General features: G+C 64.6%; 16 protein-coding genes, 2 tRNA genes and 5 rRNA genes (1 of these 23 running past the window's edge). 17 read left to right on the top strand and 6 right to left on the bottom strand.

Translation table 11 applies throughout. The annotated features are described in order from the left end of the window. The 7 genes from EV670_RS06270 to rrf (EV670_RS06240) form a co-directional block, all read left to right on the top strand. Positions 1–2,682 (top strand): 23S ribosomal RNA (locus EV670_RS06270) (it extends 192 nt beyond the left edge of the window). Between the two features lie 143 nt (positions 2,683–2,825). Beyond that, positions 2,826–2,938, top strand: a 5S ribosomal RNA gene (gene rrf / locus EV670_RS06265). Between the two features lie 344 nt (positions 2,939–3,282). After that, positions 3,283–4,813: ribosomal RNA gene (locus tag EV670_RS06260) — 16S ribosomal RNA — on the top strand. 143 nt (positions 4,814–4,956) lie between these two features. Next, positions 4,957–5,033, top strand: a tRNA-Ile gene (locus EV670_RS06255). Between the two features lie 16 nt (positions 5,034–5,049). Next, a tRNA-Ala gene (locus EV670_RS06250) sits at positions 5,050–5,125 on the top strand. A gap of 227 nt (positions 5,126–5,352) precedes the next feature. After that, positions 5,353–8,226: ribosomal RNA gene (locus EV670_RS06245) — 23S ribosomal RNA — on the top strand. Positions 8,227–8,369: 143 nt separating this feature from the next. Further along, a 5S ribosomal RNA gene (rrf, locus tag EV670_RS06240) occupies positions 8,370–8,482 on the top strand. The 16S, 23S and 5S rRNA genes sit together here with 2 tRNA genes alongside, the layout of an rRNA operon. A gap of 181 nt (positions 8,483–8,663) precedes the next feature. On the opposite strand, the gene EV670_RS06235 is transcribed toward rrf (EV670_RS06240), so the two are convergent. Continuing rightward, positions 8,664–10,364 (bottom strand): long-chain-fatty-acid--CoA ligase, encoded by a 1,701-nt coding sequence (locus EV670_RS06235; RefSeq protein ID WP_130430993.1) that lies wholly within the window; start codon positions 10,362–10,364, stop codon positions 8,664–8,666. A gap of 57 nt (positions 10,365–10,421) precedes the next feature. Then, complete coding sequence (locus EV670_RS06230) at positions 10,422–11,159, bottom strand: DUF8198 family protein (protein ID WP_130430992.1); 738 nt, start codon at positions 11,157–11,159, stop codon at positions 10,422–10,424. 87 nt (positions 11,160–11,246) lie between these two features. On the opposite strand from EV670_RS06230, the gene EV670_RS06225 reads away from it, so the two are divergent. From EV670_RS06225 to EV670_RS06215, 3 genes are read left to right on the top strand one after another with little or no spacing between them, the layout of a single operon-like run. Next, complete coding sequence (locus EV670_RS06225) at positions 11,247–11,837, top strand: hypothetical protein (RefSeq protein ID WP_130430991.1); 591 nt, start codon at positions 11,247–11,249, stop codon at positions 11,835–11,837. A gap of 22 nt (positions 11,838–11,859) precedes the next feature. Beyond that, the gene (locus tag EV670_RS06220; protein WP_130430990.1) at positions 11,860–13,488 is read left to right on the top strand and encodes a GMC family oxidoreductase; all 1,629 of its coding nucleotides are present in this window, start codon (positions 11,860–11,862) and stop codon (positions 13,486–13,488) included. A 14-nt stretch (positions 13,489–13,502) separates the two neighbouring features. Continuing rightward, positions 13,503–14,429: an esterase/lipase family protein gene (locus EV670_RS06215; protein WP_130430989.1), complete on the top strand. Its 927-nt coding sequence runs from the start codon at positions 13,503–13,505 to the stop codon at positions 14,427–14,429. Here EV670_RS06215 and EV670_RS06210 read toward each other — a convergent pair. The 3 genes from EV670_RS06210 to hppD all read right to left on the bottom strand — a co-directional run bounded on the left by EV670_RS06210 (position 14,357) and on the right by hppD (position 17,282). Next, positions 14,357–15,223, bottom strand: coding sequence for a hypothetical protein (locus EV670_RS06210; RefSeq protein WP_130430988.1), 867 nt, complete (start codon positions 15,221–15,223; stop codon positions 14,357–14,359). The genes EV670_RS06215 and EV670_RS06210 overlap by 73 nt on opposite strands. 80 nt (positions 15,224–15,303) lie before the next feature. Further along, the gene (gene phhA, locus EV670_RS06205) at positions 15,304–16,191 is read right to left on the bottom strand and encodes a phenylalanine 4-monooxygenase (RefSeq protein ID WP_130430987.1); all 888 of its coding nucleotides are present in this window, start codon (positions 16,189–16,191) and stop codon (positions 15,304–15,306) included. Further along, on the bottom strand, positions 16,188–17,282 hold the full coding sequence (gene hppD / locus EV670_RS06200) for a 4-hydroxyphenylpyruvate dioxygenase (protein ID WP_130430986.1): 1,095 nt from the start codon (positions 17,280–17,282) through the stop codon (positions 16,188–16,190). Before hppD ends, phhA begins: the two co-directional genes overlap by 4 nt. Positions 17,283–17,407: 125 nt before the next feature. Here hppD and EV670_RS06195 point away from each other — a divergent pair, with 125 nt between their 5' ends. Beyond that, positions 17,408–17,890 (top strand): Lrp/AsnC family transcriptional regulator, encoded by a 483-nt coding sequence (locus EV670_RS06195; RefSeq protein ID WP_130431677.1) that lies wholly within the window; start codon positions 17,408–17,410, stop codon positions 17,888–17,890. Positions 17,891–17,896: 6 nt separating this feature from the next. Here the strand turns inward: EV670_RS06195 and EV670_RS06190 are convergent, their stop codons facing one another. Further along, positions 17,897–19,006, bottom strand: coding sequence for a substrate-binding domain-containing protein (locus EV670_RS06190; RefSeq protein WP_130430985.1), 1,110 nt, complete (start codon positions 19,004–19,006; stop codon positions 17,897–17,899). A gap of 51 nt (positions 19,007–19,057) precedes the next feature. Here EV670_RS06190 and EV670_RS06185 point away from each other — a divergent pair, with 51 nt between their 5' ends. The 6 genes from EV670_RS06185 to EV670_RS06160 all read left to right on the top strand — a co-directional run bounded on the left by EV670_RS06185 (position 19,058) and on the right by EV670_RS06160 (position 26,786). Further along, positions 19,058–20,788, top strand: coding sequence for an NADH-ubiquinone oxidoreductase-F iron-sulfur binding region domain-containing protein (locus tag EV670_RS06185; RefSeq protein ID WP_130430984.1), 1,731 nt, complete (start codon positions 19,058–19,060; stop codon positions 20,786–20,788). Then, entirely contained in the window at positions 20,785–23,676 is a 2,892-nt protein-coding gene (locus tag EV670_RS06180) for a molybdopterin-dependent oxidoreductase (RefSeq protein ID WP_130430983.1), read from the top strand. Before EV670_RS06185 ends, EV670_RS06180 begins: the two co-directional genes overlap by 4 nt. Before the next feature lie 180 nt (positions 23,677–23,856). Continuing rightward, positions 23,857–25,074, top strand: coding sequence for a class I SAM-dependent methyltransferase (locus tag EV670_RS06175; RefSeq protein ID WP_130430982.1), 1,218 nt, complete (start codon positions 23,857–23,859; stop codon positions 25,072–25,074). Positions 25,075–25,094: 20 nt separating this feature from the next. After that, positions 25,095–25,430 (top strand): DUF1840 domain-containing protein, encoded by a 336-nt coding sequence (locus tag EV670_RS06170; protein WP_130430981.1) that lies wholly within the window; start codon positions 25,095–25,097, stop codon positions 25,428–25,430. A 28-nt stretch (positions 25,431–25,458) separates the two neighbouring features. Next, complete coding sequence (locus EV670_RS06165; RefSeq protein WP_130430980.1) at positions 25,459–26,088, top strand: YbhB/YbcL family Raf kinase inhibitor-like protein; 630 nt, start codon at positions 25,459–25,461, stop codon at positions 26,086–26,088. Beyond that, positions 26,088–26,786: a histidine phosphatase family protein gene (locus EV670_RS06160; RefSeq protein WP_130430979.1), complete on the top strand. Its 699-nt coding sequence runs from the start codon at positions 26,088–26,090 to the stop codon at positions 26,784–26,786. The genes EV670_RS06165 and EV670_RS06160 overlap by 1 nt, the downstream gene beginning before the upstream one ends. The last annotated feature ends 10 nt before the right edge of the window (positions 26,787–26,796 follow it).

Below are 26,796 nucleotides of genomic sequence, written 5' to 3'. Positions count from 1 at the left end.
ATCTCAGTAGCTCGAGGAACAGACATCAACCGAGATTCCGAAAGTAGTGGCGAGCGAAATCGGACCAGCCTGCACGTTTTAGCACGCAGCTCATTGGAACAGTCTGGAAAGGCTGGCCATAGCGGGTGATAGCCCCGTACAAGAAAAGCAGCGTGTGGAACTAGGCGTGCGACAAGTAGGGCGGGACACGTGTAATCCTGTCTGAATATGGGGGGACCATCCTCCAAGGCTAAATACTCGTAATCGACCGATAGCGAACTAGTACCGTGAGGGAAAGGCGAAAAGAACCCCGGGAGGGGAGTGAAATAGATCCTGAAACCGCATGCATACAAAAAGTAGGAGCCCGCAAGGGTGACTGCGTACCTTTTGTATAATGGGTCAGCGACTTACATTCAGTGGCAAGCTTAACCGAATAGGGAAGGCGCAGGGAAACCGAGTCCGAATAGGGCGATCAGTCGCTGGGTGTAGACCCGAAACCAGGTGATCTATCCATGGCCAGGATGAAGGTGCGGTAACACGCACTGGAGGTCCGAACCGACTAGTGTTGCAAAACTAGCGGATGAGCTGTGGATAGGGGTGAAAGGCTAAACAAACCTGGAGATAGCTGGTTCTCTCCGAAAACTATTTAGGTAGTGCCTCAAGTATTACCGTCGGGGGTAGAGCACTGTTATGGCTAGGGGGTCATGGCGACTTACCAAACCATTGCAAACTCCGAATACCGATGAGTACAGCTTGGGAGACAGAGCACCGGGTGCTAACGTCCGGACTCAAGAGGGAAACAACCCAGACCGCCAGCTAAGGTCCCTAATATTGGCTAAGTGGGAAACGAAGTGGGAAGGCTAAAACAGTCAGGATGTTGGCTTAGAAGCAGCCATCATTTAAAGAAAGCGTAATAGCTCACTGATCGAGTCGTCCTGCGCGGAAGATGTAACGGGGCTAAGCCAGTAACCGAAGCTGCGGATGTGCCGTAAGGCACGTGGTAGGAGAGCGTTCCGTAAGCCTGCGAAGGTGGATTGTGAAGTCCGCTGGAGGTATCGGAAGTGCGAATGCTGACATGAGTAGCGTTAAAGGGGGTGAAAAGCCCCCTCGCCGAAAGCGCAAGGTTTTCTACGCAACGTTCATCGGCGTAGAGTGAGTCGGCCCCTAAGGCGAGGCAGAGATGCGTAGCTGATGGGAAACAGGTGAATATTCCTGTACCGATGTGCAGTGCGATGTGGGGACGGAGAAGGTTAGCTCAGCCGGGTGTTGGATGTCCCGGTTCAAGCCTGTAGTCATGCCTGGTAGGCAAATCCGCCGGGCTTAGATGAGGGGTGATAACGAGGAGGCTTGCCTCCGAAGTGAGTGATACCCTGCTTCCAGGAAAAGCCACTAAGCTTCAGCTGCACACGACCGTACCGCAAACCGACACTGGTGCGCGAGATGAGTATTCTAAGGCGCTTGAGAGAACTCTGGAGAAGGAACTCGGCAAATTGACACCGTAACTTCGGGAGAAGGTGTGCCTTTAGTAGGTGAACCTGTACAAGGGGAGCCCAATGAGGTTGCAAGAAATCGGTGGCTGCGACTGTTTAATAAAAACACAGCACTCTGCAAAGACGAAAGTCGACGTATAGGGTGTGACGCCTGCCCGGTGCCGGAAGATTAAATGATGGGGTGCAAGCTCTTGACTGAAGTCCCGGTAAACGGCGGCCGTAACTATAACGGTCCTAAGGTAGCGAAATTCCTTGTCGGGTAAGTTCCGACCTGCACGAATGGCGTAACGATGGCCACACTGTCTCCTCCAGAGACTCAGCGAAGTTGAAATGTTTGTGATGATGCAATCTCCCCGCGGAAAGACGGAAAGACCCCATGAACCTTTACTGTAGCTTTGTATTGGACTTTGAACAGACCTGTGTAGGATAGGTGGGAGGCTTTGAAGTGGCGCCGCTAGGTGTCATGGAGCCAACGTTGAAATACCACCCTGGTGTGTTTGAGGTTCTAACCTTGTCCCGTTATCCGGGATGGGAACAGTGCATGGTAGGCAGTTTGACTGGGGCGGTCTCCTCCCAAAGTGTAACGGAGGAGTTCGAAGGTACGCTAGGCACGGTCGGAAATCGTGCTGATAGTGCATAGGCATAAGCGTGCTTGACTGCGAGACTGACAAGTCGAGCAGGTACGAAAGTAGGACTAAGTGATCCGGTGGTTCTGTATGGAAGGGCCATCGCTCAACGGATAAAAGGTACTCTGGGGATAACAGGCTGATACCGCCCAAGAGTTCATATCGACGGCGGTGTTTGGCACCTCGATGTCGGCTCATCTCATCCTGGGGCTGTAGCCGGTCCCAAGGGTATGGCTGTTCGCCATTTAAAGAGGTACGTGAGCTGGGTTTAAAACGTCGTGAGACAGTTTGGTCCCTATCTTCCGTGGGCGCTGCAGATTTGAGGAAGCCTGCTCCTAGTACGAGAGGACCGGAGTGGACGCACCTCTGGTGTATCGGTTGTCACGCCAGTGGCATTGCCGAGTAGCTAAGTGCGGAAGAGATAACCGCTGAAAGCATCTAAGCGGGAAACTCGTTTCAAGATGAGATCTGCCGGGGCCTTGAGCCCCCTGAAGAGTCGTTCAAGACCAGGACGTTGATAGGTCGGGTGTGGAAGCGCAGTAATGCGTTAAGCTAACCGATACTAATTGCTCGTGAGGCTTGACCCTATATTTTTGACGTCGATTGGCGCGCTAAACCGCCGCCACCGTCAGAGTGTTATGCCGTTGCAATATCCGGCGCGCAATCTAGAATGCTGATAAGACTCTACAAATTGATCGCGCAGCCCAGCGCTGTGCGATGAAAGTTTAAGCCTGATGACCATAGCGAGGTGGCCCCACTCCTTCCCATCCCGAACAGGACAGTGAAACGCCTCTGCGCCGATGATAGTGCGGATTCCCGTGTGAAAGTAGGACATCGTCAGGCTATTAATTGAAACGCCCCGTCATGTGACGGGGCGTTTTTATCTCCGAGGCAACTCGGTTGATTTGCTGTGTTCAGTGCTTGCCTCGATGCTGCGCTGACTAGAGCAAATCAAGTCTGGTGCTTGACAAGCCGTTCAAGGTGTGTCAGAATCTAAGGCTTCGCTGATTCAGGTTGGCGAGTTCGCTGAGAAGCGATGTTCTTTAAAAATAAACAGCCGATAAGCGTGGGCGTTTGAAGGCGAGTGCCAAGAGGTCTGTGAGTAATCGCAGGGCTCGAGGTCTACTGGACCTTAAACGCTCATGGAAGTGAAGTTCACTTCAATTCTTTGAGCAAAATTCAAGATCGAACTGAAGAGTTTGATCCTGGCTCAGATTGAACGCTGGCGGCATGCCTTACACATGCAAGTCGAACGGCAGCACGGGAGCAATCCTGGTGGCGAGTGGCGAACGGGTGAGTAATACATCGGAACGTGCCCAGTAGTGGGGGATAGCCCGGCGAAAGCCGGATTAATACCGCATACGACCTGAGGGTGAAAGCGGGGGATCGCAAGACCTCGCGCTATTGGAGCGGCCGATGTCGGATTAGCTAGTTGGTGGGGTAAAGGCTCACCAAGGCAACGATCCGTAGCTGGTCTGAGAGGACGACCAGCCACACTGGGACTGAGACACGGCCCAGACTCCTACGGGAGGCAGCAGTGGGGAATTTTGGACAATGGGCGCAAGCCTGATCCAGCCATGCCGCGTGCGGGAAGAAGGCCTTCGGGTTGTAAACCGCTTTTGTCAGGGAAGAAACGCGCTGGGTTAATACCTTGGCGTAATGACGGTACCTGAAGAATAAGCACCGGCTAACTACGTGCCAGCAGCCGCGGTAATACGTAGGGTGCAAGCGTTAATCGGAATTACTGGGCGTAAAGCGTGCGCAGGCGGTCATACAAGACAGATGTGAAATCCCCGGGCTCAACCTGGGAACTGCATTTGTGACTGTATGACTGGAGTGCGGCAGAGGGGGATGGAATTCCGCGTGTAGCAGTGAAATGCGTAGATATGCGGAGGAACACCGATGGCGAAGGCAATCCCCTGGGCCTGCACTGACGCTCATGCACGAAAGCGTGGGGAGCAAACAGGATTAGATACCCTGGTAGTCCACGCCCTAAACGATGTCAACTAGTTGTTGGACGGCTTGCTGTTCAGTAACGAAGCTAACGCGTGAAGTTGACCGCCTGGGGAGTACGGCCGCAAGGTTGAAACTCAAAGGAATTGACGGGGACCCGCACAAGCGGTGGATGATGTGGTTTAATTCGATGCAACGCGAAAAACCTTACCTACCCTTGACATGTCAAGAAGTTACCAGAGATGGTTTCGTGCTCGAAAGAGAGCTTGAACACAGGTGCTGCATGGCCGTCGTCAGCTCGTGTCGTGAGATGTTGGGTTAAGTCCCGCAACGAGCGCAACCCTTGTCATTAGTTGCTACGAAAGGGCACTCTAATGAGACTGCCGGTGACAAACCGGAGGAAGGTGGGGATGACGTCAGGTCCTCATGGCCCTTATGGGTAGGGCTACACACGTCATACAATGGCTGGTACAGAGGGTTGCCAACCCGCGAGGGGGAGCCAATCCCAGAAAACCAGTCGTAGTCCGGATCGCAGTCTGCAACTCGACTGCGTGAAGTCGGAATCGCTAGTAATCGCGGATCAGCTTGCCGCGGTGAATACGTTCCCGGGTCTTGTACACACCGCCCGTCACACCATGGGAGCGGGTTCTGCCAGAAGTAGTTAGCCTAACCGCAAGGAGGGCGATTACCACGGCAGGGTTCGTGACTGGGGTGAAGTCGTAACAAGGTAGCCGTATCGGAAGGTGCGGCTGGATCACCTCCTTTCTGGAAATGCACTCAATTTCTTGCGCCCACACTTATCGGCTGTCATTTGAAGACAGCAAGTGAAACGTGGACCGGCCGGCGTGCAACCAAGTGCTTGGTTGATATTGCTGGCTCCAGGTTCTCGCGGTTCATGATGGACGTGAGGGTCTGTAGCTCAGTCGGTTAGAGCACCGTCTTGATAAGGCGGGGGTCGTTGGTTCGAATCCAACCAGACCCACCACACCTCACAACCTATTGGGGGTGTAGCTCAGCTGGGAGAGCACCTGCTTTGCAAGCAGGGGGTCATCGGTTCGATCCCGTTCACCTCCACCATTTGAATCTGCCGTACAGGCCAAGCAATGAGGTTGCTTGGCCTGTACGATCGACAGATCGGCTGTTCTTTAACAATTTGTAGAGTCGAAATCAGCACTGCTGGCGGAAAGATCGAAAGATCACCGTGCCGCTGGCAGTCTAGATTGCGTCACCAGAAACATCAGGCAGCAATGCCTGAGCAACGGCGTAACGTATTACTCTGATGGTCATTGACGCCAAAAATATAGGGTCAAGTGACTAAGTGCATGTGGTGGATGCCTTGGCGATTACAGGCGATGAAGGACGTGTTAGCCTGCGATAAGCTTCGGGGAGCTGGCAAATTAGCTTTGATCCGAAGATTTCCGAATGGGGAAACCCACCCTTAGGGGTATCGTACTCTGAATACATAGGGGTACGAGGCGAACCGGGTGAACTGAAACATCTCAGTAGCTCGAGGAACAGACATCAACCGAGATTCCGAAAGTAGTGGCGAGCGAAATCGGACCAGCCTGCACGTTTTAGCACGCAGCTCATTGGAACAGTCTGGAAAGGCTGGCCATAGCGGGTGATAGCCCCGTACAAGAAAAGCAGCGTGTGGAACTAGGCGTGCGACAAGTAGGGCGGGACACGTGTAATCCTGTCTGAATATGGGGGGACCATCCTCCAAGGCTAAATACTCGTAATCGACCGATAGCGAACTAGTACCGTGAGGGAAAGGCGAAAAGAACCCCGGGAGGGGAGTGAAATAGATCCTGAAACCGCATGCATACAAAAAGTAGGAGCCCGCAAGGGTGACTGCGTACCTTTTGTATAATGGGTCAGCGACTTACATTCAGTGGCAAGCTTAACCGAATAGGGAAGGCGCAGGGAAACCGAGTCCGAATAGGGCGATCAGTCGCTGGGTGTAGACCCGAAACCAGGTGATCTATCCATGGCCAGGATGAAGGTGCGGTAACACGCACTGGAGGTCCGAACCGACTAGTGTTGCAAAACTAGCGGATGAGCTGTGGATAGGGGTGAAAGGCTAAACAAACCTGGAGATAGCTGGTTCTCTCCGAAAACTATTTAGGTAGTGCCTCAAGTATTACCGTCGGGGGTAGAGCACTGTTATGGCTAGGGGGTCATGGCGACTTACCAAACCATTGCAAACTCCGAATACCGATGAGTACAGCTTGGGAGACAGAGCACCGGGTGCTAACGTCCGGACTCAAGAGGGAAACAACCCAGACCGCCAGCTAAGGTCCCTAATATTGGCTAAGTGGGAAACGAAGTGGGAAGGCTAAAACAGTCAGGATGTTGGCTTAGAAGCAGCCATCATTTAAAGAAAGCGTAATAGCTCACTGATCGAGTCGTCCTGCGCGGAAGATGTAACGGGGCTAAGCCAGTAACCGAAGCTGCGGATGTGCCGTAAGGCACGTGGTAGGAGAGCGTTCCGTAAGCCTGCGAAGGTGGATTGTGAAGTCCGCTGGAGGTATCGGAAGTGCGAATGCTGACATGAGTAGCGTTAAAGGGGGTGAAAAGCCCCCTCGCCGAAAGCGCAAGGTTTTCTACGCAACGTTCATCGGCGTAGAGTGAGTCGGCCCCTAAGGCGAGGCAGAGATGCGTAGCTGATGGGAAACAGGTGAATATTCCTGTACCGATGTGCAGTGCGATGTGGGGACGGAGAAGGTTAGCTCAGCCGGGTGTTGGATGTCCCGGTTCAAGCCTGTAGTCATGCCTGGTAGGCAAATCCGCCGGGCTTAGATGAGGGGTGATAACGAGGAGGCTTGCCTCCGAAGTGAGTGATACCCTGCTTCCAGGAAAAGCCACTAAGCTTCAGCTGCACACGACCGTACCGCAAACCGACACTGGTGCGCGAGATGAGTATTCTAAGGCGCTTGAGAGAACTCTGGAGAAGGAACTCGGCAAATTGACACCGTAACTTCGGGAGAAGGTGTGCCTTTAGTAGGTGAACCTGTACAAGGGGAGCCCAATGAGGTTGCAAGAAATCGGTGGCTGCGACTGTTTAATAAAAACACAGCACTCTGCAAAGACGAAAGTCGACGTATAGGGTGTGACGCCTGCCCGGTGCCGGAAGATTAAATGATGGGGTGCAAGCTCTTGACTGAAGTCCCGGTAAACGGCGGCCGTAACTATAACGGTCCTAAGGTAGCGAAATTCCTTGTCGGGTAAGTTCCGACCTGCACGAATGGCGTAACGATGGCCACACTGTCTCCTCCAGAGACTCAGCGAAGTTGAAATGTTTGTGATGATGCAATCTCCCCGCGGAAAGACGGAAAGACCCCATGAACCTTTACTGTAGCTTTGTATTGGACTTTGAACAGACCTGTGTAGGATAGGTGGGAGGCTTTGAAGTGGCGCCGCTAGGTGTCATGGAGCCAACGTTGAAATACCACCCTGGTGTGTTTGAGGTTCTAACCTTGTCCCGTTATCCGGGATGGGAACAGTGCATGGTAGGCAGTTTGACTGGGGCGGTCTCCTCCCAAAGTGTAACGGAGGAGTTCGAAGGTACGCTAGGCACGGTCGGAAATCGTGCTGATAGTGCATAGGCATAAGCGTGCTTGACTGCGAGACTGACAAGTCGAGCAGGTACGAAAGTAGGACTAAGTGATCCGGTGGTTCTGTATGGAAGGGCCATCGCTCAACGGATAAAAGGTACTCTGGGGATAACAGGCTGATACCGCCCAAGAGTTCATATCGACGGCGGTGTTTGGCACCTCGATGTCGGCTCATCTCATCCTGGGGCTGTAGCCGGTCCCAAGGGTATGGCTGTTCGCCATTTAAAGAGGTACGTGAGCTGGGTTTAAAACGTCGTGAGACAGTTTGGTCCCTATCTTCCGTGGGCGCTGCAGATTTGAGGAAGCCTGCTCCTAGTACGAGAGGACCGGAGTGGACGCACCTCTGGTGTATCGGTTGTCACGCCAGTGGCATTGCCGAGTAGCTAAGTGCGGAAGAGATAACCGCTGAAAGCATCTAAGCGGGAAACTCGTTTCAAGATGAGATCTGCCGGGGCCTTGAGCCCCCTGAAGAGTCGTTCAAGACCAGGACGTTGATAGGTCGGGTGTGGAAGCGCAGTAATGCGTTAAGCTAACCGATACTAATTGCTCGTGAGGCTTGACCCTATATTTTTGACGTCGATTGGCGCGCTAAACCGCCGCCACCGTCAGAGTGTTATGCCGTTGCAATATCCGGCGCGCAATCTAGAATGCTGATAAGACTCTACAAATTGATCGCGCAGCCCAGCGCTGTGCGATGAAAGTTTAAGCCTGATGACCATAGCGAGGTGGCCCCACTCCTTCCCATCCCGAACAGGACAGTGAAACGCCTCTGCGCCGATGATAGTGCGGATTCCCGTGTGAAAGTAGGACATCGTCAGGCTATTAATTGAAACGCCCCGTCATGTGACGGGGCGTTTTTCATTTCGGCGTCGGAAACGAATTACTCGCAGCGCTGGCCAACGGCCTGGTAGCCCAGTCGCGCTTGCAACTCGACCAGAGCCGACCGCCCGACAGAGGGACAACGCCGTCCGGCTGCCCGAAGCGGGCAGCGGTACCGTCCGTCAGGCGGTCGTCGAGCGCAGTTCCCGGCGCAGGATTTTGCCGACGTTGGTCTTGGGCAGTTCGTCGCGAAACTCGATGTACTTTGGCCGCTTGTAGGCCGTGAAGTTCTGCTTGCAGTATTCGCCGAGATCTTCTTCGGCCAGCGCGTGGTCCTTTTTGACCACGAACAGCTTCACTGCCTCGCCCGAACGCGCATCGGGCACGCCGACGGCGGCGCACTCGAGCACGCCGGGGTGCAGGTTGACGACCTGCTCGATCTCGTTGGGATATACGTTGAAGCCGCTCACAAGGATCATGTCCTTCTTGCGGTCGACGATCTTCACATAGCCGTTTGCGTCCATCACACCGACGTCGCCCGACTTGAAGAAGCCGTCGTCGGTCATGACCTTGGCGGTCTCGTCGGGACGGTTCCAGTACCCGGCCATCACCTGCGGTCCACGGATGCAGATCTCGCCCGGCTCGCCCATCGTGAGTTCGCGGCCATCGTCGTCGCGGATGGAGATCTCGGTCGACGGAATCGGCAAGCCGATGGTGCCGGTGAAGTTCCGCTGGTCGAGCCGGTTGCTGGTCGCAACCGGCGAGGTTTCGGACAGGCCGTAGCCCTCGACCACCGGGCAGCCCGTGACCTTGAGCCACTTCTCCGCGGTGGCCTGTTGCACGGCCATGCCGCCACCGTTGGAAACCACCAGCTCGCTGAAATCAAGGCGTGCGAAATCAGCGTCGTTGGCCAACGCGTTGAACAGCGTGTTGACCGCCGGGAACATGTTGATGCGGTGCTTCGAGAGCGTCTTCACCAGGCCTGGCAGGTCGCGCGGGTTCGGGATCAGGACGTTCGCCATGCCCAGGCGCGCGCCCATCATGTAGCAGATGGTGAGCGCGAAGATGTGATACAGCGGCAGCGCACAGACGCAGGTGAGCGGCTTGTCGCCGAGCGTCATCAGCATCGGCTTGAACCAGGCCTCGGTCTGGACGATGTTTGCCACCACGTTGCGGTGCAACAGCGTCGCGCCCTTCGAGACGCCGGTCGTGCCGCCGGTGTACTGGAGGAATGCCACGTCGTCGGGGCCGACCGCCGGTCGTTGCAGGCTCAGGCGGGTACCCTCGGCGATGGCCATGTTGAAGCGCGTCACCTGGCGGTCGTCACTCAGCGGCAGCTTGAACTCCGGCACCATCTTCTTGACATGGCGCACCGCGAAGTTGATCAGCTGCCCCTTCCAGAAGCCGAGCAGGTCGCCCATCGATGCCAGCAGGACCTGCTTGACGGCGCTTCGCTCGATCACCTCGGCCAGCGTGCCGGCGAAGTTCTCGAGGATGATGATCGCCTCGGCACCGGAGTCCTTGAGCTGGTGCTCGAGTTCGCGCGGTGTGTACAGCGGATTCACGTTGACCACCACGCAGCCGGCGCGCAGCACAGCGGGAATCGCCACCATGTACTGCGGCAGGTTCGGCATCATGATCGCCACCCGCGCGCCCTTGCGCAGCCCGCGCGCCTGAAGCCAGGCCGCCAGCGCGGTCGACATCTCGTCGATCTCTGCAAAGCGCAGCTTCGTATCCATGCACACGCTGGCCGTGCGCGAAGCATGCTGGCGGAACGCCGCGTCCAGCAGATCGACCAGCGAGCCATGCTGAACGTAGTCGACAGTAGCCGGAACCCCGGGCGGGTAGTGATTCAGCCAAGGCTGTGTGACCTGCATGTCCATCGATCTTCCTGAGGCGCGAGAGTGAAGGCCGATTGTTCGCAGCGCACCCTGCGAGAGCTACGGTAATTGCACCAACGCCGGGTGTCCCGCATCGGACTCGACGCATGGCTCGAACATCAGCGACAGCAGTGAATGCTCGCGTTCGCTGATGATCACCAGAAACTCGTTGGCGCCTCGCATGGCCTTGAAGGTGTCGAAGCCCGCCTCAAGAAAGCGCTGGAGCGAGCCCAGTCCGGCCGCGCTCGCCGGGCCGCGCATCATGCGCAGCGAGGTTGCCAGCATCGGCACGCGGGTGAAGCGATCGAGGGCACGACCGATGGCCAGCACGTACTCGACCTGCTGCGCGCGCGCGGCGGGCTCGCCGACCACCTGCCAGGCTGCCAGATAGCCGCGCGCGTCGACCTGCGAAGTCGGCAGGGCACGCGCCATCGCGCCATCGAGGCGCTCCGACAGCGCATGCAGCCGCGCCAGATCCAGCACGGTGCCGACGATGTCCTGCGGAAACAAGCGCACCAGCGCCGGCACGATGCGGGCGAACTGCGCGTCGCGCTCGCGGAAGTCGCGCGGGCCGTAGAGATCGTCCAGGAAGAATCGCGCCGCCGCGCCATAGCGCGGCGATTCCAGCAGATCGGCGTAGCTGCGTGCGAATCGCCTTTGCTGGTAGGCCTTGACGTCGACGACACGTCGCGCCAGCTCGGCATCCTGGCCTCGCGCCGTGCGTTCGCGTTCAACCGCTTCGAGGGCGGTGAGGATCGGCGCGGCGGCGGCGAGTCGGGCTTCCAGGGCTTGTCTCATCGGCGACAGGAAGGCGGGGGAAATCCGGGGCGGGAATAGAGCGCGGCCTCGATGGGGCGCCCGCGAATGATGCAACACTCGCCCGCCATGCAACGATCCGAGCCAGCCATCCCCTCGAGCCTCGCGCCCAAGCACGCCAACGCCGCGCCGAACCAGGCGCCGGCCGACCCGCGACGGCGGCGCCTGCTCAAGCTCGGGGCCGGCGCCACGGCGGTTGTCGCCATTGCGGGTGCGACCGGCGCGTGGCTGTGGTCACCCGGATGGCGCAATGGACATCTGAGCGCCGACGGTCGCGCGGTCTTTCGCGCCACGGCACTGGCGGTGCTCGAGGGCTTGTTGCCGACCGAGGCGGCGGCGCTCGCGGCCGCGCTCGACGCGCACCTGACGCGGGTCGAGGCGACCCTCGCGGCGCTGCCGCGCCATACCCAGGCCGAACTGGCGCAACTGCTCGGCCTGCTGCAACTGGCACCCGCCCGGCGCTGGCTCACGGGGCTCGAGGTGCCCTGGCAACAGGCCGACCTGCCCGCCGCGCATGCGGCCATCAAGCGTCTGCACACCGCCGACGACGAACTGCGCCAGCAGGTCTTTCATGCGCTGCGCGACCTCAGCGCCGCCAGCTACATGGCGACGCCAGCGACTTGGTCGCAAATGGGCTATCCCGGCCCGACCGACATCTGAACACCCGAACCGCGATCTGCCGATGAGTCGACTCCCCGATCCCGTACGCGACGGCCTGGCCCGCGGTTGGAAGGTCTACGGCGGCCATCATCTGGGTGCACGCCCGCTGCCGGCCGAGACGATCCGCTGCGACGTCGCGATCATCGGCACCGGCGCCGGCGCCGGCATCACCGCCGAGCTGCTGACCCAGGCCGGACTCGACGTGGTGCTGGTCGAGGAGGGCCCGCTCAAGTCGAGCAGCGACTTCCGCCAGCTCGAAAGCGAGGCCTACCCCTCGCTCTATCAGGAAAGCGCGGCGCGCAAGACCGCCGACAAGGCGATCAACATCCTGCAAGGCCGCTGCGTCGGCGGCTCGACCACGGTCAACTGGACCAGCTCCTTTCGCACGCCCGACGACACGCTCGGCTACTGGCGCGAACACTTCGGCCTCGGCCCGGAGTTCGCGCCCGAGGCGATGTCGCCCTGGTTCGCGCAGGCCGAGCAGCGCCTGAACATCGGGCCCTGGCTCGCGCCACCCAACGAGAACAACGACCTGCTGCGGCGCGGCGCGCTGCAGCTCGGCATCGCGGCCGCCGCGATCCAGCGCAACGTCAAGGGTTGCTGGAATCTCGGCTCCTGCGGCCTCGGTTGCCCGACCAACGCCAAGCAGTCGATGCTGGTCACGACCATTCCGGCGGCGCTCGACAAGGGCGCCCGACTGCTGGTCGAGACGCGCGCCCAGCGCCTGGTTCGGCGCGGCGAGCGCATCGAGGCGCTCGAGTGCGTGCCGGTGTCGAGCATCGGCGAGCCGGTCTCGCGCCAGGTGCTGCGCATCGAGGCCAAACACTTCGTGGTGGCGGGCGGCGCGATCAACTCGCCGGCGCTGCTGCTGCGCTCCGACCTGCCCGATCCGCACGATGTGCTGGGCCGGCGCACCTTCCTCCATCCGGTCGTCATCTCGGCCGCGGTGTTCGACCAGAAGGTCGAGGGCTGGAGTGGCGCGCCGCAGACCATCTACACCGATCACTTTCTCGGCACCCACGCCATCGACGGTCCGATCGGCTACAAGCTCGAGGCGCCGCCGATCCACCCGATCATCTTCGCGTCGACGGTGAGCGGCTTCGGTCCCGAGATGGCGCGCCAGTTCGCGGCCTTCCCCAACACGCACGCGCTGCTGGCGCTGCTGCGCGACGGTTTTCACCCGCAGGCCAGCGGAGGTCGTGTGACGCTGGGCAGCGGTGGCTTGCCGGTGCTCGACTACCCGCTGACCGACTTCGTGATGGACGGCGCGCGGCGGGCAATGCTGAGCATGGCCGAACTGCAGTTCGCGGCCGGGGCACGAGAGGTCGTTCCGGCACACGAGCGTGCAGTGACCTACAAGAGCTGGGCCGACGCCAGGAAGGGCATCGAGGCGCTGCCGATGAAGCCGCATCTCACGCGCGTGGTCAGCGCCCACGTGATGGGTGGCTGCGGCATTGCCGGCGACGCCCGGCGCGGCGTGGTGCGCCCCGACGGCCGCCACTGGCAGGTCGAGAACCTTTCGGTGCACGACGGCTCGCTGTTCCCGACCAGCATCGGCGCCAATCCGCAGTTGTCGGTCTACGGCCTCGTCAACAGGCTGGCGACCGACCTGGCGCAGCAGCTCTCGGGGCGCGAGGTCAGGCTGGCCTGAGCGGCACGCAGCACATGCTTGCCCGGCTGCTGCGCGTCGTGACGCTCGCGGCGGCGGTGTTTTCGCTGCTGTGGGCGTTGCTGGCGTGGCGCGCGGGGCAGCCGTGGCTGATGGCGGGCGGTCTGCTGCTGGTGATCGCGCTGCACACCGGTGCCCTCGGCCTCGAGTTCCTGCTGGCGGCCTGCCTGCATGCCCAAGACCCGACACCTCACGCCAGTGCCGGCCAGTTGCTGCGCGCCTGGCTGGGTGAGTGCGCGGCCTCGATGCGAGCCTTCGGTTGGCGACAACCATGGCGATCGACGCGGGAGCCCGACCAGCCGCAGGGCCGTGGCCGGCGTGGCATCGTGTTCGTCCACGGCTACGTCTGCAATCGTGGCTTGTGGCTGCCCTGGCTGACACGGTGCCGGGCGCGCGGCGTGCCCTTCGTGGCGCCATCGCTGGAACCTGTGTTCGGCTCGATCGACGACTACGTGCCGATCATCGAAGCGGCCGTGGCGCGCCTGGAGCGCGAGACCGGCCTGCCGCCGCTGATCGTCGCGCACAGCATGGGCGGGCTCGCGCTGCGCGCATGGTGGGCGGCCGTGCCCGATGCGCCGGCGCGGGTACACCATGTGTTCACGATCGGCACGCCGCATCGCGGCACCTGGCTGGCGCGCTTCGGGCTCACGCGCAACGCGGTGCAGATGCGCCTTGGCTCGTCCTGGGCGGCGGCGCTGAGTCCGCCGGGGGGGCGTGCCGCCGGTCTGGCGGCGCACTGCACCTGCTTCTACGGTCACGCCGACAACATCGTGTTTCCGCCGCAGAGTGCCTGCCTGCCCGGCGCCGAAGCGCGCCACATCGAGGCCACCGGGCACGTGGCCCTGGCCCATCACCCCGAGGTCGTGAGCGAGGTCGAGGCCCGGTTGCTCGCGGCCGCGCCGGAGCCGGCTGCGGCCGGTTGAAGCGGCGCGATCGCCAGGGCGCAGCGCGCCAGCCAGGCCACGCACAGCGCAAGCATTAGGTGGCTCAACGCCAGGCCACCGATGGCACCTCGGCTCAGGTGCCACAGCGGCAGGTCGGCCCAGGCGGCGACATGCGCGCCGACGCAGATCGCGAAGGCGACGATCCAGTCACGGCCGGGCATGCCACGGCTCGGCAGGCGCCACACGCCAAGCGGCACCAGCACGATCGGCAGGAACTCGAGCGCCACCAGGACCCGCAGGTCGTCGCTGGCCGCGGCGACCAGCGCTGCCACCGGCCCCGCTGCTGCTGCCAGCACAAGCCAATGCCCGCGCAACAGGCCAAAGTTGATGCGCTCGGCGAGGAAGAGCAGTGCGAGGACCGCGCTGGCACTGCCGATGGCGGCGTCGACCACGAGCAGTCGCGCGACGCCGGGCTGCGCATGGAATGCGGCGCCGCCCAAGGCGCCGAGCGCTACGCAAGCAAAGAACAGCGCCCAGCCACGCGCCCACAGGGAGGCGCGACGCGGACCGCGACGCGTCAGGTCAAGGCAGGCGCGGCAGGCCAGCGCAGCGACGATCAGCAGCGGCAGATGCGACAGCACGTTGACCGCGTTCGGCAGCGCGCCCAGCGCGCGCGTGTCGGCTTGCTGCAGGACCGCATGGCCGACCTCGATCGGGCCGTTGGCGAGCAGGCCGATCAGCCCGGCCAGCAGCGTTGCGGCCAGCAGGCCGCGTGCGGCCAGCGCTGTCAGGCGGTCGGCGTCGTCGAGCGGGAAGGTGTGAGGGCGTTGCACGTTGGCAGTTTGGGCCGGACCGCGCGACCGTTCATCCATCCGACGGAGGACCCCCGATGGGGGAAGCGCCGTGGGCGCAATCAGGGCAGGGCAATCGCGCGGTCGCCGTCGGCTGCGGCGCCGGCCTCGATCTCGCCGAGCCGGCTCACGCGCTCGTAGATCGGCGTGAAGTCGGGCGCCGTTGCCTCGAACAGCTGGTCGAAGCTGTCGATGACGAAATAGCTGGCCTGGTAGCTGTCGATCTTGTAGCGGGTGCGCATGATGCGTTCGAGCTCGAAACCGATGCGCCGTGGTTCGGGCGAGCTCACGCTGTAGCGCAGTTCGCCGGCCGAACTGAGAACGCCGGCGCCATAGGCACGCAGCCCCTCGCTGCCGCGAATCAGCCCGAACTCGACCGTGTACCAGTAGAGCCGCGCCAGCAACTCCGCCGAGCCGAGCCGCGCCGCCTTGAGCCCGCCCTCGCCGTAGGCCTGCATGTAGTCGGCGAACATCGGGTTGAACAGCAGCGGCACATGGCCGAAGAGGTCGTGGAAGACGTCGGGCTCGACCACGTAGTCGAATTCCTCCGGCGTGCGCATCCAGTCGGTGACCGGGAAGCGCCGCTGCGCTAGCAGCGCGAAGAATGCTTCCTCGGGGATCAGGCCCGGAACGCCGACGATCTCCCAGCGCGTGGCCTTGCGCAGCCGCTCGCTGATCGCCTCGAAGCGCGGGATGCGATCCGGCGCACCGAGCTGCGCCACCGCGTCGATGAACTCGCGGCAGGCCAACCCTTCGATCTGCGCGCTCTGGCGCGCGTAGAGCCGGCGGTAGGTGTCGTGGTCGGCCTCGGAGTACTGCGCGTAGTCCTGGGCGCAGGTGTAGTCGCTGCGCGCGCGGGCGTAGTCACCGCGCGGCGGGCGCTCGCCCTGGCCGTAGGTGACAGGCGCAACACCCTGGTTGACGCCCTTTTCGAGGCCTGAGGTCTTCATGACTTGCTCAGCACGCCGCGCCGCATCTGATCCAACTCGATGGACTCGAACAGCGCCTTGAAGTTGCCCTCGCCGAAGCCCTGGTCGCCCTTGCGCTGGATGAACTCGAAGAAGATCGGGCCGAGCTGGTTCTCCGAGAAGATCTGCAGCAGCAACTCGCCGGCCTTGCCGTCGACCAGGATCTTGCGCGCCTTGAGCTCGGCGACGTTCTCGCCGTGACCCGGGATGCGCTTGTCGACCAGCTCGTAGTAGGTGTCGATCGTGTCGAGCAGCTTGACGCCGCTGGCGCGCAGCGCGTCGACCGTCTTGAACAGGTCGGTCGAGCCCATCGCGATGTGCTGGATGCCCTCGCCGTGATAGCGGTCGAGGTACTCCTGGATCTGGCCGGCCTTCTCGTTGCCTTCCTCGTTGATCGGGATGCGGATCTTGCCGCAGGGGCTGGTCATCGCCTTGCTCTTGACGCCGGTGACCTGGCCCTCGATGTCGAAGTAGCGGATCTCGCGGAAGTTGAACAGCCGCTCGTAGAAGTCGGCCCACTCGGCCATGCGGCCGCGGTGCACGTTGTGCGTGAGGTGGTCGATGTAGGTCAGGCCGTTGCCGACCGGATTGAGCTCCGCGCCGGGCAGCGGTTCGAAGTCGACGTCGAAGAAGCCGATGTTGCCGATCTCGCCGTCCTTGGCGCCGTTCTTGCCGCGCCAGCGGTCGACCAGGTAGATCAGCGAGTCGCCGATGCCCTTGATCGCCGGGATGTTCAGCTCGCCCGGGCCGGCCGTGCCGGCATAACCCCAGGCGCCGAGTTCGAGCGCGCGTTCGTAGGCCTGCTTCGCGTTCTGCACCCGGAACGCGATCGCGCAGATGCTCGGCCCGTGCTGGCGCGCGAAGCGCTGCGCAAAGCTGTCGGGCTCGGCGTTGACGATGAAGTTGATGCCGCCCTGGCGGTACAGCGTGACGTTCTTGTGGCGGTGCTTGGCGATCGGCTTGAAGCCCATGCGCTCGAACAGCGCGCCCATCGCGACCGGATCCGGCGCCGCGTACTCGATGAACTCGAAACCATCGGTACCCATCGGGTTGTCCCAGGGAGTGACTTGCATGCGGCGCCTCGTCGGATTCGTGAAGAAACTATCGCTCTAAACTGTATAGAGCAGCGGCCGCAGCTTTGCTTCGATTTCGGGCTTGAATCACCATGGATGCGCAGGAATCCTGCAAAATCATGATGATGCAAGCCATCATCGAGCTCGATGCCGTCGACCGGCGCCTGTTGCGCGCGCTCCAGGCCAACGGCCGCATGACCTACGACCAGCTCGCCGCCGAGGTCCAGCTCTCGGCCTCGGCCGCGCTGCGCCGCGTCAAGCGACTCGAGGAGGCCGGCGTGATCGCCGGCTACGTGGCGGTGGTGCCGCCCGAGCGGGTCGGGCTGAGCCTCACGGCCTTCATCAACGTGCGGCTCGAGAAGCACACCGAGAGCCACAAGCGCAACCCGATCGACCTGTTCAAGGGCGCGGTGCAGGCCTGGCCCGAGGTGGTGGAGTGCGTCGCGCTGACCGGCGAGATGGACTACTTGCTGCGGGTCGTGGTCGAGGACATGGGCCACTACTCGCGCTTCATCATGGACACGCTGCTCAAGCACCCGAGCGTCGAGGACTGCAAGACCAGCTTCGTGATGGACCGGGTCAAGAGCGCCAGCGCGGTGCCGGTGTAGCGGCCCTCAGCGCTCGAAAGCCTCCTGCACCGTCAGCAGCTTGCCGGTCTGCCCGGCCTCGTAGCCGGCCAGCGCCGCGACCGCCGCGCGGTAGCCGGGCGAGCGAAGCAGTTCGAGCACCCGGGCCATCGCCGGCGTGTCGATCAGTCGGGCCGGCAGCGCCAGGAAGTAGCGCTCCTTGACCAGCGGCAGGAAGCCCAGGCCGAAGCGCTGCGCCGCGGTCTGCACGCCGATGCCGGCATCGGCCATGCCGCTGGCGATGTAGGCCGCCACCGCGGCGTGCGTGAACTCGGCGCTGTTCCAGCCGCGCAGCCGGCCCGGCTGGATGCCCTCGGCCTCGAGCAGCAGCTCGCTGAGCATGCGGGTGCCCGAGCCGACCGGGCGGTTGACGAAGCGCACGTCCTCGCGCACCAGATCCTGCAGCGAGCGGATCCGCAGCGGGTTGCCGGCGGCAACGAACAGGCCCTGGCTGCGCACCGCGAGATGCACCAGCCGATGCTCGTCGTCGCGCAGCCACTGGCGATAGTGCGCCGCCGCGCGTGCCTCGAACTCGCCGATCGGCACGTGGAAGCCGGCCAGGTCGCACTCGCCCCTGGCCAGCGCCGCGACCGACTCCACGCTGTTGCGGTAGCGCAGTTCGACCGGCAGCGCCGCCGCCTCCAGGCGCTCGAGCAGCGCCGCGACCGCGAAGCCGTGGCTGGCATGCAGGCGCAGCTTCGGCCCGGCGCCGGGCTCTTCTCTTGGCGGACGCGGCAGCGTGCGGACGATCTCGGCCTCGAGTTCGGAGGCCAGCGAGGCCAGCAGCGGCGACAGCCGCGCGTTGACGCGCCGCTCGGCCCAGATCAGCTTCTCGGCCAGCGGGCTCAGCGTCGAGCCGCGGCCCCGGCCGCCGATCACCAGCGGGTGGCCGAACAGGCGCTCGGCGTCCCGGATACGGCCCCAGGCATGCCGGTAGGACAGGCCCAACGACCGCGCCGCCTGCGCGATCGCGCCATGGTCCTGGATGGCCGCCAGCAGCGTGATCAGCGCGTTGGTGTCGAGCGCCGGAGCGGTCGGCTCGCCCTCGCGCGCTTCGCGCTGCAGCTGCCAATGCGGGCGTATGTCGAGGCGCAACATTTATGCGGAGCTTGGCATATTTAAGACCGGCCCGGTGGCTATGGTCAGGAGATGAATGCTCCGGTCCAGCCCGTCCACCTGATGCGCCGCAAGGCGCTGCCGAGCGGCCCGCGGCCGGTGCCCGGCGCCGCGCTCGATGCCGTGCAGGCCGTGCTGGCGGGCGCAAACCTGGATCGCCGCGACTTGCTGATCGAACACCTGCATCGGCTCAACGACCACTTCGGGCAGTTGCGCACCGACCACCTGGCGGCACTGGCCGAGCTGACGCGGATCTCGCTGGCCGAGGTGCACGAGGTGGCGAGCTTCTATCACCACTTCGAGATCCGGCAGCCACGCGCCGATGGCGAGTTCGATGCGCCCGCGGCGCTGACGGTGCGCGTCTGCGATGGCATTGCCTGCGAACTGGCCGGCGCGAAGGACTTGCTCGAGCGCCTGCCGGCCCTGCTCGGGACCGAGGTCCGCGTCATCGCAGCGCCCTGCATCGGTCGCTGCGAGCAGGCGCCGGCTGCGGTGGTGCATCAGCGGCCGGTGCCGAACGCGACGGCGGAATCGGTGCAGGCGGCGGTACGGCAAGACGCCCGTACCCACGCGCCCGAAGCCTACGAAGATCTTGCGGCCTACCGCGCAGCGGGCGGCTACCGCATGCTGACCGAGTGCGTATCCGGCGAGCGCGATGTCGAGTCGGTACTCCAGGCGATGGAGGCCTCGGGCTTGCGCGGACTGGGGGGCGCCGGCTTCCCGGCCGGACGCAAGTGGCGCATCGTGCGCGCGGAAGCCGCACCGCGGCTGATGGCGGTGAACATCGACGAGGGCGAGCCCGGGACCTTCAAGGACCGCCATTACCTGGAGCGCTCCCCGCATCGCTTTCTCGAAGGCCTGCTGATTGCGGCCTGGGCGGTCGGCATCGAGCGGGTCTTCGTCTACCTGCGCGATGAGTACCACGGCTGCCGCGCGCTGCTCGAGCGCGAACTGGCCGCGCTGCGCGCCGAGCCACCGATGGCGGACCTGCCGACGATCGAACTGCGCCGCGGTGCCGGCGCCTACATCTGCGGAGAGGAGTCCGCGATGATCGAGTCGATCGAGGGCAAGCGCGGCATGCCGCGACTGCGGCCGCCCTACGTGGCCCAGGTCGGGCTGTTCGGCCGGCCGACGCTGGAGCACAACTTCGAGACCCTGTACTGGGTGCCTGAGATCCTGGAGCGCGGCGCCGATTGGTTTGCGGCCCAGGGCCGCCATGGCCGCAAGGGGCTGCGCTCGTTCTCGGTTTCGGGCCGGGTGCGCGAGCCGGGCGTCAAGCTGGCACCGGCGGGCATCACGCTGCGCGAGCTGGTCGACGAATACTGCGGCGGCCTGCCCGAAGGGCACCGCCTCTACGGCTACCTGCCGGGCGGCGCCTCGGGCGGCATCCTGCCGGCCAGCCTGGCCGACGTGCCGCTCGATTTCGACACGCTGCAGCCGCATGGCTGCTTCATCGGCTCGGCGGCGGTGGTGGTGCTCAGCGAGAGCGACGCGCACCGCGACCGCGCGATCGATGTCGCGCGCAACCTGATGGCCTTCTTCGAGCACGAGAGCTGCGGCCAGTGCACGCCCTGTCGGTCCGGCACCGCGAAGACGCGCGAGCTGATCGCGGGCGAACGGTGGGATCGCGAACTGCTGGCCGATCTGTCGCAGGTGATGCGCGATGCCTCGATCTGCGGCCTCGGGCAGGCGGCGCCGAATCCGGTGGATTGCGTGATGCGCTACTTCCCGCATGAACTGGCCGGCGAAGGAGCCTCGGCATGAACGCGCGCACGCCGAATGAAGCGCTGGCGCTGGTCGAGATCACGCTCGACGGCCGCGTCGTGCAGGCCCCGGTCGGCGAGACGATCTGGAACGTCGCCGACGCCCAGGGCATCGAGATCCCGCATCTCTGCCACAAGCCGGTCGATGCCAACGGCGTCGGCCTGCGCCCCGACGGCAACTGCCGTGCCTGCATGGTCGAGGTGGGCGGCGAGCGCACGCTGGCCGCCTCCTGCTGCCGCGCCGTGAGCGCCGGCATGAAGATCGAGACCGCGAGCCTGCGTGCCGAAAAGTCGCGCGCGCTCGTGCTCGAACTGCTGATGAGCGACGCCGGCGCGCGTACCGACGCGCTGACACCGGCCTCCGAGCTGAGCGCGTGGGCCGGCAAGCTTGGCGTTACCGCACCGCGCTTCCCGCGTCGCGAGACCAGCTACGCCGTGCCCGACCTCAGCCACCCGGCGATCGCGGTCAACCTCGACGCCTGCATCCAGTGCACCCGTTGCCTGCGCGCCTGCCGCGAGGAGCAGGGCAACGACGTGATCGGGCTGGCGCTGCGCGGCGCGCACTCCAAGATTTCTTTCGACGCCGATGCCGCGCTCGGCAACTCGAGCTGTGTGGCCTGCGGCGAATGCGTGCAGGCCTGCCCGACCGGTGCGCTGATGCCGGCGCGCGAGGCCGGCATCGCCACCATCACGAAGCAGGTCGACTCGGTCTGCCCCTATTGCGGCGTGGGATGCCAGCTGCAGTGGAACGTCGGCCCGGACGAGAAGGGCGAAGAGACGATCCGCTTCGTCGTCGGCCGCGACGGCCCGGCCAACCACGGGCGTTTGTGCGTCAAGGGCCGCTACGGATTCGACTACATCCACAACCCGAAGCGACTGACGAAGCCGCTGGTGCGGCGCGCAGGTGCTGCGAAGGACGCCCAGGACATCGAGCGCGTCAAGCGGGGCGAACTGGCGCTCGATGCGCTGTTCCGTCCGGCCAATTGGGACGAGGCACTCGAACTCGCGGCCGGCGGCCTGAGGAAGCTGCGCGACGGCGCCATCGCACAAGGGCTGCGTGGCAACGCGATTCCGCTCGCCGGCTTCGGCTCGGCCAAGGGCAGCAACGAAGAGGCCTACCTGTTCCAGAAGCTGGTGCGCCAGGGTCTGCTCACCAACAACGTCGACCATTGCACGCGGCTGTGCCACGCAAGCTCGGTGGCGGCGCTGCTCGAAGGCCTGGGCTCGGGCGCGGTCAGCAACCCGGTGGCCGACGTGGCGCAGGCCGGCTTCGTTCTGCTGATCGGCGCCAACCCGGTGGTCAACCACCCGGTCGCGGCGACCTGGCTCAAGAATGCGGTCGATCGTGGTGCCACGCTTTGCATCGCCGACCCGCGCGGCAACGCGCTGAGCCGGCGCGCGAAGTGGCACCTGCGCTTCCGCCCCGACACCGACGTCGCGCTGCTCAACGCGTTGCTGCACGTGATCATCGAAGAGGGCCTGGTCGACGAAGGCTTCGTCGCCGCGCGCGTCAACGGCTACGAGGCGCTCAAGGCCTCGGTCGCCGAGGCCACGCCCGAGCGCATGAGCGAGATCTGCGGCATCGAGCCCGAGACGCTGCGCGAAGTGGCGCGCGCCTATGCCACCAGCAGCGGCTCGATGATCCTGTGGGGCATGGGCATCAGCCAGCATGTGCATGGCACCGACAACGCGCGCGGCCTGATCGCGCTGGCGATGGTGACCGGCCAGATCGGCCGCCCCGGCACCGGCCTGCATCCGCTGCGCGGCCAGAACAACGTGCAGGGCGCGAGCGACGCCGGCCTGATCCCGATGATGCTGCCCAACTACCAGCGCGTGGCCAACGATGCCGCGCGCGCCGCCTTCGAGGCGCTGTGGGGCCGCAACCCGCTGGCCGACCACCTCGACCCGACGCCGGGGCTGACCGTGGTGGAGATCATGCACGCCGCCGCCGAGGGCCGCATCCGCGGGCTGTTTGTGGAGGGCGAGAACCCGGCGATGAGCGACCCCGACCTCAACCACGCGCGCGCCGCGCTGGCCGGGCTCGAGCATCTGGTGGTGCAGGACATCTTCGCCACCGAGACCGCGATCCTGGCCGACGTGATCCTGCCGGCCTCGGCCCATGCCGAGAAATGGGGCAGCTACACCAACACCGACCGGCTGGTGCAGATCGGTCGACCGGCGCTCGCGCCGCCCGGCGACGCGCGCCAGGACCTGTGGGCGATCGAGCAGGTGGCGCGCCGGCTGGGGCTGCCATGGACCTACTGGCATGACGGACCTGAGGGGGAGGACGGCGACGGACAGCTCGCCGCCGAGGCGCCGGTCGCCCGTGTCTTCGAGGAAATGCGCGCCGGCATGAGTCCGCTGGCCGGTGTGCCGTGGTCGCGCCTGATCCGCGAGGGCGCGGTCGTGACGCCCGCGGCGCGCGAGGATGAGCCGGGCGAGGCGGTGGTCTTCACCGACCACTTCCACACGCCCGACGGCCGCGCGCTGCTGGTGCCGACCACCTTTGCCGCCGGGCCCGAGACGCGCGACGCCGACTTCCCCTTCGTGCTGACCACCGGCCGCGTGCTCGAGCACTGGCACACCGGCGCGATGACGCGTCATGCCAGTATGCTCGAGGCGCTGTCGCCGCTGCCGCTGGTGACGCTGCACCCGCTCGACGCGCAGGCGCTGGGTATCGCCCACGAGGCCGCGGTCGAACTGGCGACCCGTCATGGCAGCGTGCGCGCGGTGGCGCACCTGAGCACCGAGGTCCGGCGCGGCCAGGTCTTCATGGCCTTTGCCTACTGGGAGGCAGCGGCCAACCGGCTGACCGGCGACGCGATCGATCCGGTCGGCAAGATCCCCGGCTTCAAGGTCACCGCGGTCAGCGTGCGGGCGCCGGCCTGAGGCTGCGAGGCCGGCCATCGTCGCGACTGCCCACGGGTGGCTGCACAACGGCAGCGTTTTGCCTAGAGTGAGAGGTGTGAGCATGGCGAATGACGGAGGTCGCCGATGGACACGCCGGGCCTTGGGTTCAGCACCGAACGCGCCGCTCCCGCGCGAGCGCCAAGCTGGTCGCCTTGGGCAATGCTTGAGCGCCGGATCAGGGCGCGGCTGCAGCAACTGCCGTTCGGCGTGGCGCTGGTCCTGCCCGGTGGCCGCCGACTGGGGCCCGAGCGGGCGCCGCTGGTCCTGAGACTGCACGAACTCGGCCTGTTGCGCCCGCTGGCCTCGGGTCAGATCGGGCGGCTGGCTCAGGCGCATGTGGACGGCCGCCTCGACATCGACGGGTCGCCGCGCCTGGTGGCCGATCTGGCCGGCGCCCTGCTGCAATCCGACCCCGTCGCGGCCGGGCTGAGCCGGCCTTGGGCGCCGTGGCTGCAAGGCTTGCGCGTCGCGGGCACCCACAGCCGGCGGCGCGATCGCGAGCAGGTGCAGTTCCACTACGACCTCGGCGACGAGTTCTACGAACTGTGGCTCGATCCGCGCCGGGTCTACTCCTGCGCCTACTATCGCGAGCCGGGCCTGAGCTTGGCGCAGGCGCAGGAAGCCAAGCTCGAGCTGATCTGCCGCAAGCTGATGCTGCGGCCCGGGCTGCGCCTGCTCGACATCGGCGCCGGCTGGGGCGCGCTGATGCTGTGGGCGGTCGAGCACCATGGCGCGATCGCGCACGGGGTGACGCTGTCGCGCCACCAGCACGACCATGTGCAGCGGCTGATCGAGGAGCGCGGCTTGCGCGACCGCGCCTCGATCGAGCTGCGTGACTATCGCGACATCGTCGAAGAAGATCCCGGCTATGACCGCATCGCCTCGGTCGGCATGTTCGAGCATGTCGGTCGGGTTCAGCTCGATGCCTACTTCACCAAGCTGCGGCGGCTGCTGCGGCCGGGCGGCCTGCTGCTGAACCACGGCATCACCGCCGCTGGTCTGCACAACCGCCAGCTCGGCGCCGGCATCGGCGACTTCGTCGAGCGCCACATCTTTCCGGGCGGCGAGCTGGTGCACGTGGCGCAGGTGATGGAGGCAATGGCGCGGGCCGGCTTCGAGGTGCTCGACGTCGAGAACCTGCGTCCGCACTACGCGCGCACCCTGTGGGACTGGAGCGACGCGCTCGAGGCCCGGCTCGACGCCGCTCGCGCGCTGGTGCCCGAGCCGGTGCTGCGCGCGTGGCGGCTCTACCTCGCCGGCAGCGCGCTCGGCTTCGAGCGCTGCTGGATGGGGCTGCACCAGTTGCTGGGGTGGCGGCCCGAAGCGCGCGGCGCACAATCGCAGTACCCGTTCACGCGCGACCACATTTACCGCTGAATCACGGAAGCCGAGAAGCGATGCTCTACAAATTCAAATCCAAGGCCGGTGCCGACGTCATCATGACCGGGCCGCACGGCGATGCGCTGCTCAAGCAGGCCGGGCGCGAGCCGGCGGCGCAGGGCATCTTCACGCCGGAGCAGATGCCGCAGGCGATCGCGAGCATCGAGGCGGCGATCGCCGCCGACGAGGCGGCGCGTCGCGCGGCCGACGAGGGCGAGCAGGCGACCCCGGAGGCCGAGGAGAAGGCGCCGCGCGCCGGCGATCGGGTCAGCCTGCGGGCGCGCGCCTGGCCGCTGCTCGAATTGCTCAGACGGGCCCAGGCAGCCGGGCATCCGGTGACCTGGGGTGCATAGAAACCGGCCATTGGGGGAGATGACGAGCATGAAGCTGAACAGCACGAGTTGGCCCGACGGGGCAGCGATCCCGGCGCGCTATGCGGCCGGTCGGCCCGATCCGCAGGCCACGGTCACCTTCTCCGACGACGTGTCGCCGCAGTTCACCTGGAGCGAACTGCCGGCCGGCACCCGCAGCCTGGCGCTGATCTGCCACGACCCCGACGTGCCAAGCCGTGGCGACGACGTCAACCAGCCCGACCGCGAGGTGCCCGCCGATCTGCCGCGGGTCGACTTCTTCCACTGGGTGCTCGTCGACCTGCCGCCGACGCTGGCCGGACTGGCCGAGGGCGAGTTCGCGCGGGGCTTCGTCGCGCGTGGCCGACCCGGGCCGCAGACGCTGCACGGCGCGCGCCATGGCCTCAACGACTACACCGGGTGGTTTGCCGGCAATGAGCAGATGGCCGGCAAGTACTACGGCTACAACGGCCCGTTCCCGCCCTTCAACGACAGCTTGCTGCACCACTACGTCTTCACGCTCTACGCGCTCGATGTCGCGCGCTGCCCGGTCGAAGGCGACTTCACCGGCGCCCAGGTGCGTGCGGCGATCGCCGGCCATGTGCTGGCGCAGGCGCAGCACAGCGGGGCCTACACGCTGAACCCGCGGCTTCGCGGCTGATGGCGGACGCGGCCGCCACCGACGGCGACGCGCACCAGCCGGTGCGCGTGCTCGCGATCCGCCATGGCGAGACCGCGTGGAACGTCGACACCCGCATCCAGGGCCAGCTCGACATCGGCCTCAACGACACCGGCCGCTGGCAGGCCACGCGGCTGGCCGAGGCGCTGGCCGACGAGGGCATCGACGCCATCTACTCGAGCGACCTGAGCCGCGCGCTCGATACCGCGCGCAGCGTGGCCGGCCGCATCGAGTTGCCGGTGCAGACAGACACCGGCCTGCGCGAACGCCACTTCGGCAGCTTCGAGGGCCAGACCTGGGCCGAGATCGAGCAGCGCCACCCGGCCGAGAGCCTGCGCTGGCGCAAGCGCGAGCCCGGCTTCGGCCCGCCCGGCGGCGAGACCTTGCAGGGCTTCTACGAACGCGTGGTCGAGACCGCCAGCCGGCTGGTGGCGGGCCACCGCGGCAAGACGGTGGCGCTGGTGGCGCATGGCGGCGTGCTCGATTGCCTCTACCGCGCCGCGACCCGCATCGAGCTCGACGCGCCGCGTACCTGGCAACTGCGCAACGCCGGCATCAACCGGTTGCTGCATACGCAGGCCGGCTTCATGCTGGTTGGCTGGGGTGACACGGCGCACCTCGAGGCCGCTGCCGAGGCACCGCGCGACGAGTCGCAGGATCGGGCCGGGCCGGCGGCCTGAGCGTTGACGG

Source organism: Rivibacter subsaxonicus, assembly GCF_004217215.1.
Lineage (GTDB): Bacteria > Pseudomonadota > Gammaproteobacteria > Burkholderiales > Burkholderiaceae_C > Rivibacter > Rivibacter subsaxonicus.
Note: the sequence above shows the minus strand (reverse complement) of the source record. Positions and strands in the feature narration are given on the sequence as shown.

Coding starts and splice junctions, on each gene's coding strand:
- EV670_RS06195 (WP_130431677.1), top strand. CDS start 17,408: ATGCAAGCCATCATCGAGCTCGATGCCGTCGACCGGCGCCTGTTGCGC.
- EV670_RS06175 (WP_130430982.1), top strand. CDS start 23,857: ATGCTTGAGCGCCGGATCAGGGCGCGGCTGCAGCAACTGCCGTTCGGC.
- EV670_RS06215 (WP_130430989.1), top strand. CDS start 13,503: ATGCTTGCCCGGCTGCTGCGCGTCGTGACGCTCGCGGCGGCGGTGTTT.
- EV670_RS06160 (WP_130430979.1), top strand. CDS start 26,088: ATGGCGGACGCGGCCGCCACCGACGGCGACGCGCACCAGCCGGTGCGC.
- EV670_RS06230 (WP_130430992.1), bottom strand. CDS start 11,159: ATGAGACAAGCCCTGGAAGCCCGACTCGCCGCCGCCGCGCCGATCCTC.
- phhA (WP_130430987.1), bottom strand. CDS start 16,191: ATGAAGACCTCAGGCCTCGAAAAGGGCGTCAACCAGGGTGTTGCGCCT.
- EV670_RS06170 (WP_130430981.1), top strand. CDS start 25,095: ATGCTCTACAAATTCAAATCCAAGGCCGGTGCCGACGTCATCATGACC.
- EV670_RS06225 (WP_130430991.1), top strand. CDS start 11,247: ATGCAACGATCCGAGCCAGCCATCCCCTCGAGCCTCGCGCCCAAGCAC.
- EV670_RS06220 (WP_130430990.1), top strand. CDS start 11,860: ATGAGTCGACTCCCCGATCCCGTACGCGACGGCCTGGCCCGCGGTTGG.
- EV670_RS06185 (WP_130430984.1), top strand. CDS start 19,058: ATGAATGCTCCGGTCCAGCCCGTCCACCTGATGCGCCGCAAGGCGCTG.
- EV670_RS06165 (WP_130430980.1), top strand. CDS start 25,459: ATGAAGCTGAACAGCACGAGTTGGCCCGACGGGGCAGCGATCCCGGCG.
- hppD (WP_130430986.1), bottom strand. CDS start 17,282: ATGCAAGTCACTCCCTGGGACAACCCGATGGGTACCGATGGTTTCGAG.
- EV670_RS06190 (WP_130430985.1), bottom strand. CDS start 19,006: ATGTTGCGCCTCGACATACGCCCGCATTGGCAGCTGCAGCGCGAAGCG.
- EV670_RS06235 (WP_130430993.1), bottom strand. CDS start 10,364: ATGGACATGCAGGTCACACAGCCTTGGCTGAATCACTACCCGCCCGGG.
- EV670_RS06180 (WP_130430983.1), top strand. CDS start 20,785: ATGAACGCGCGCACGCCGAATGAAGCGCTGGCGCTGGTCGAGATCACG.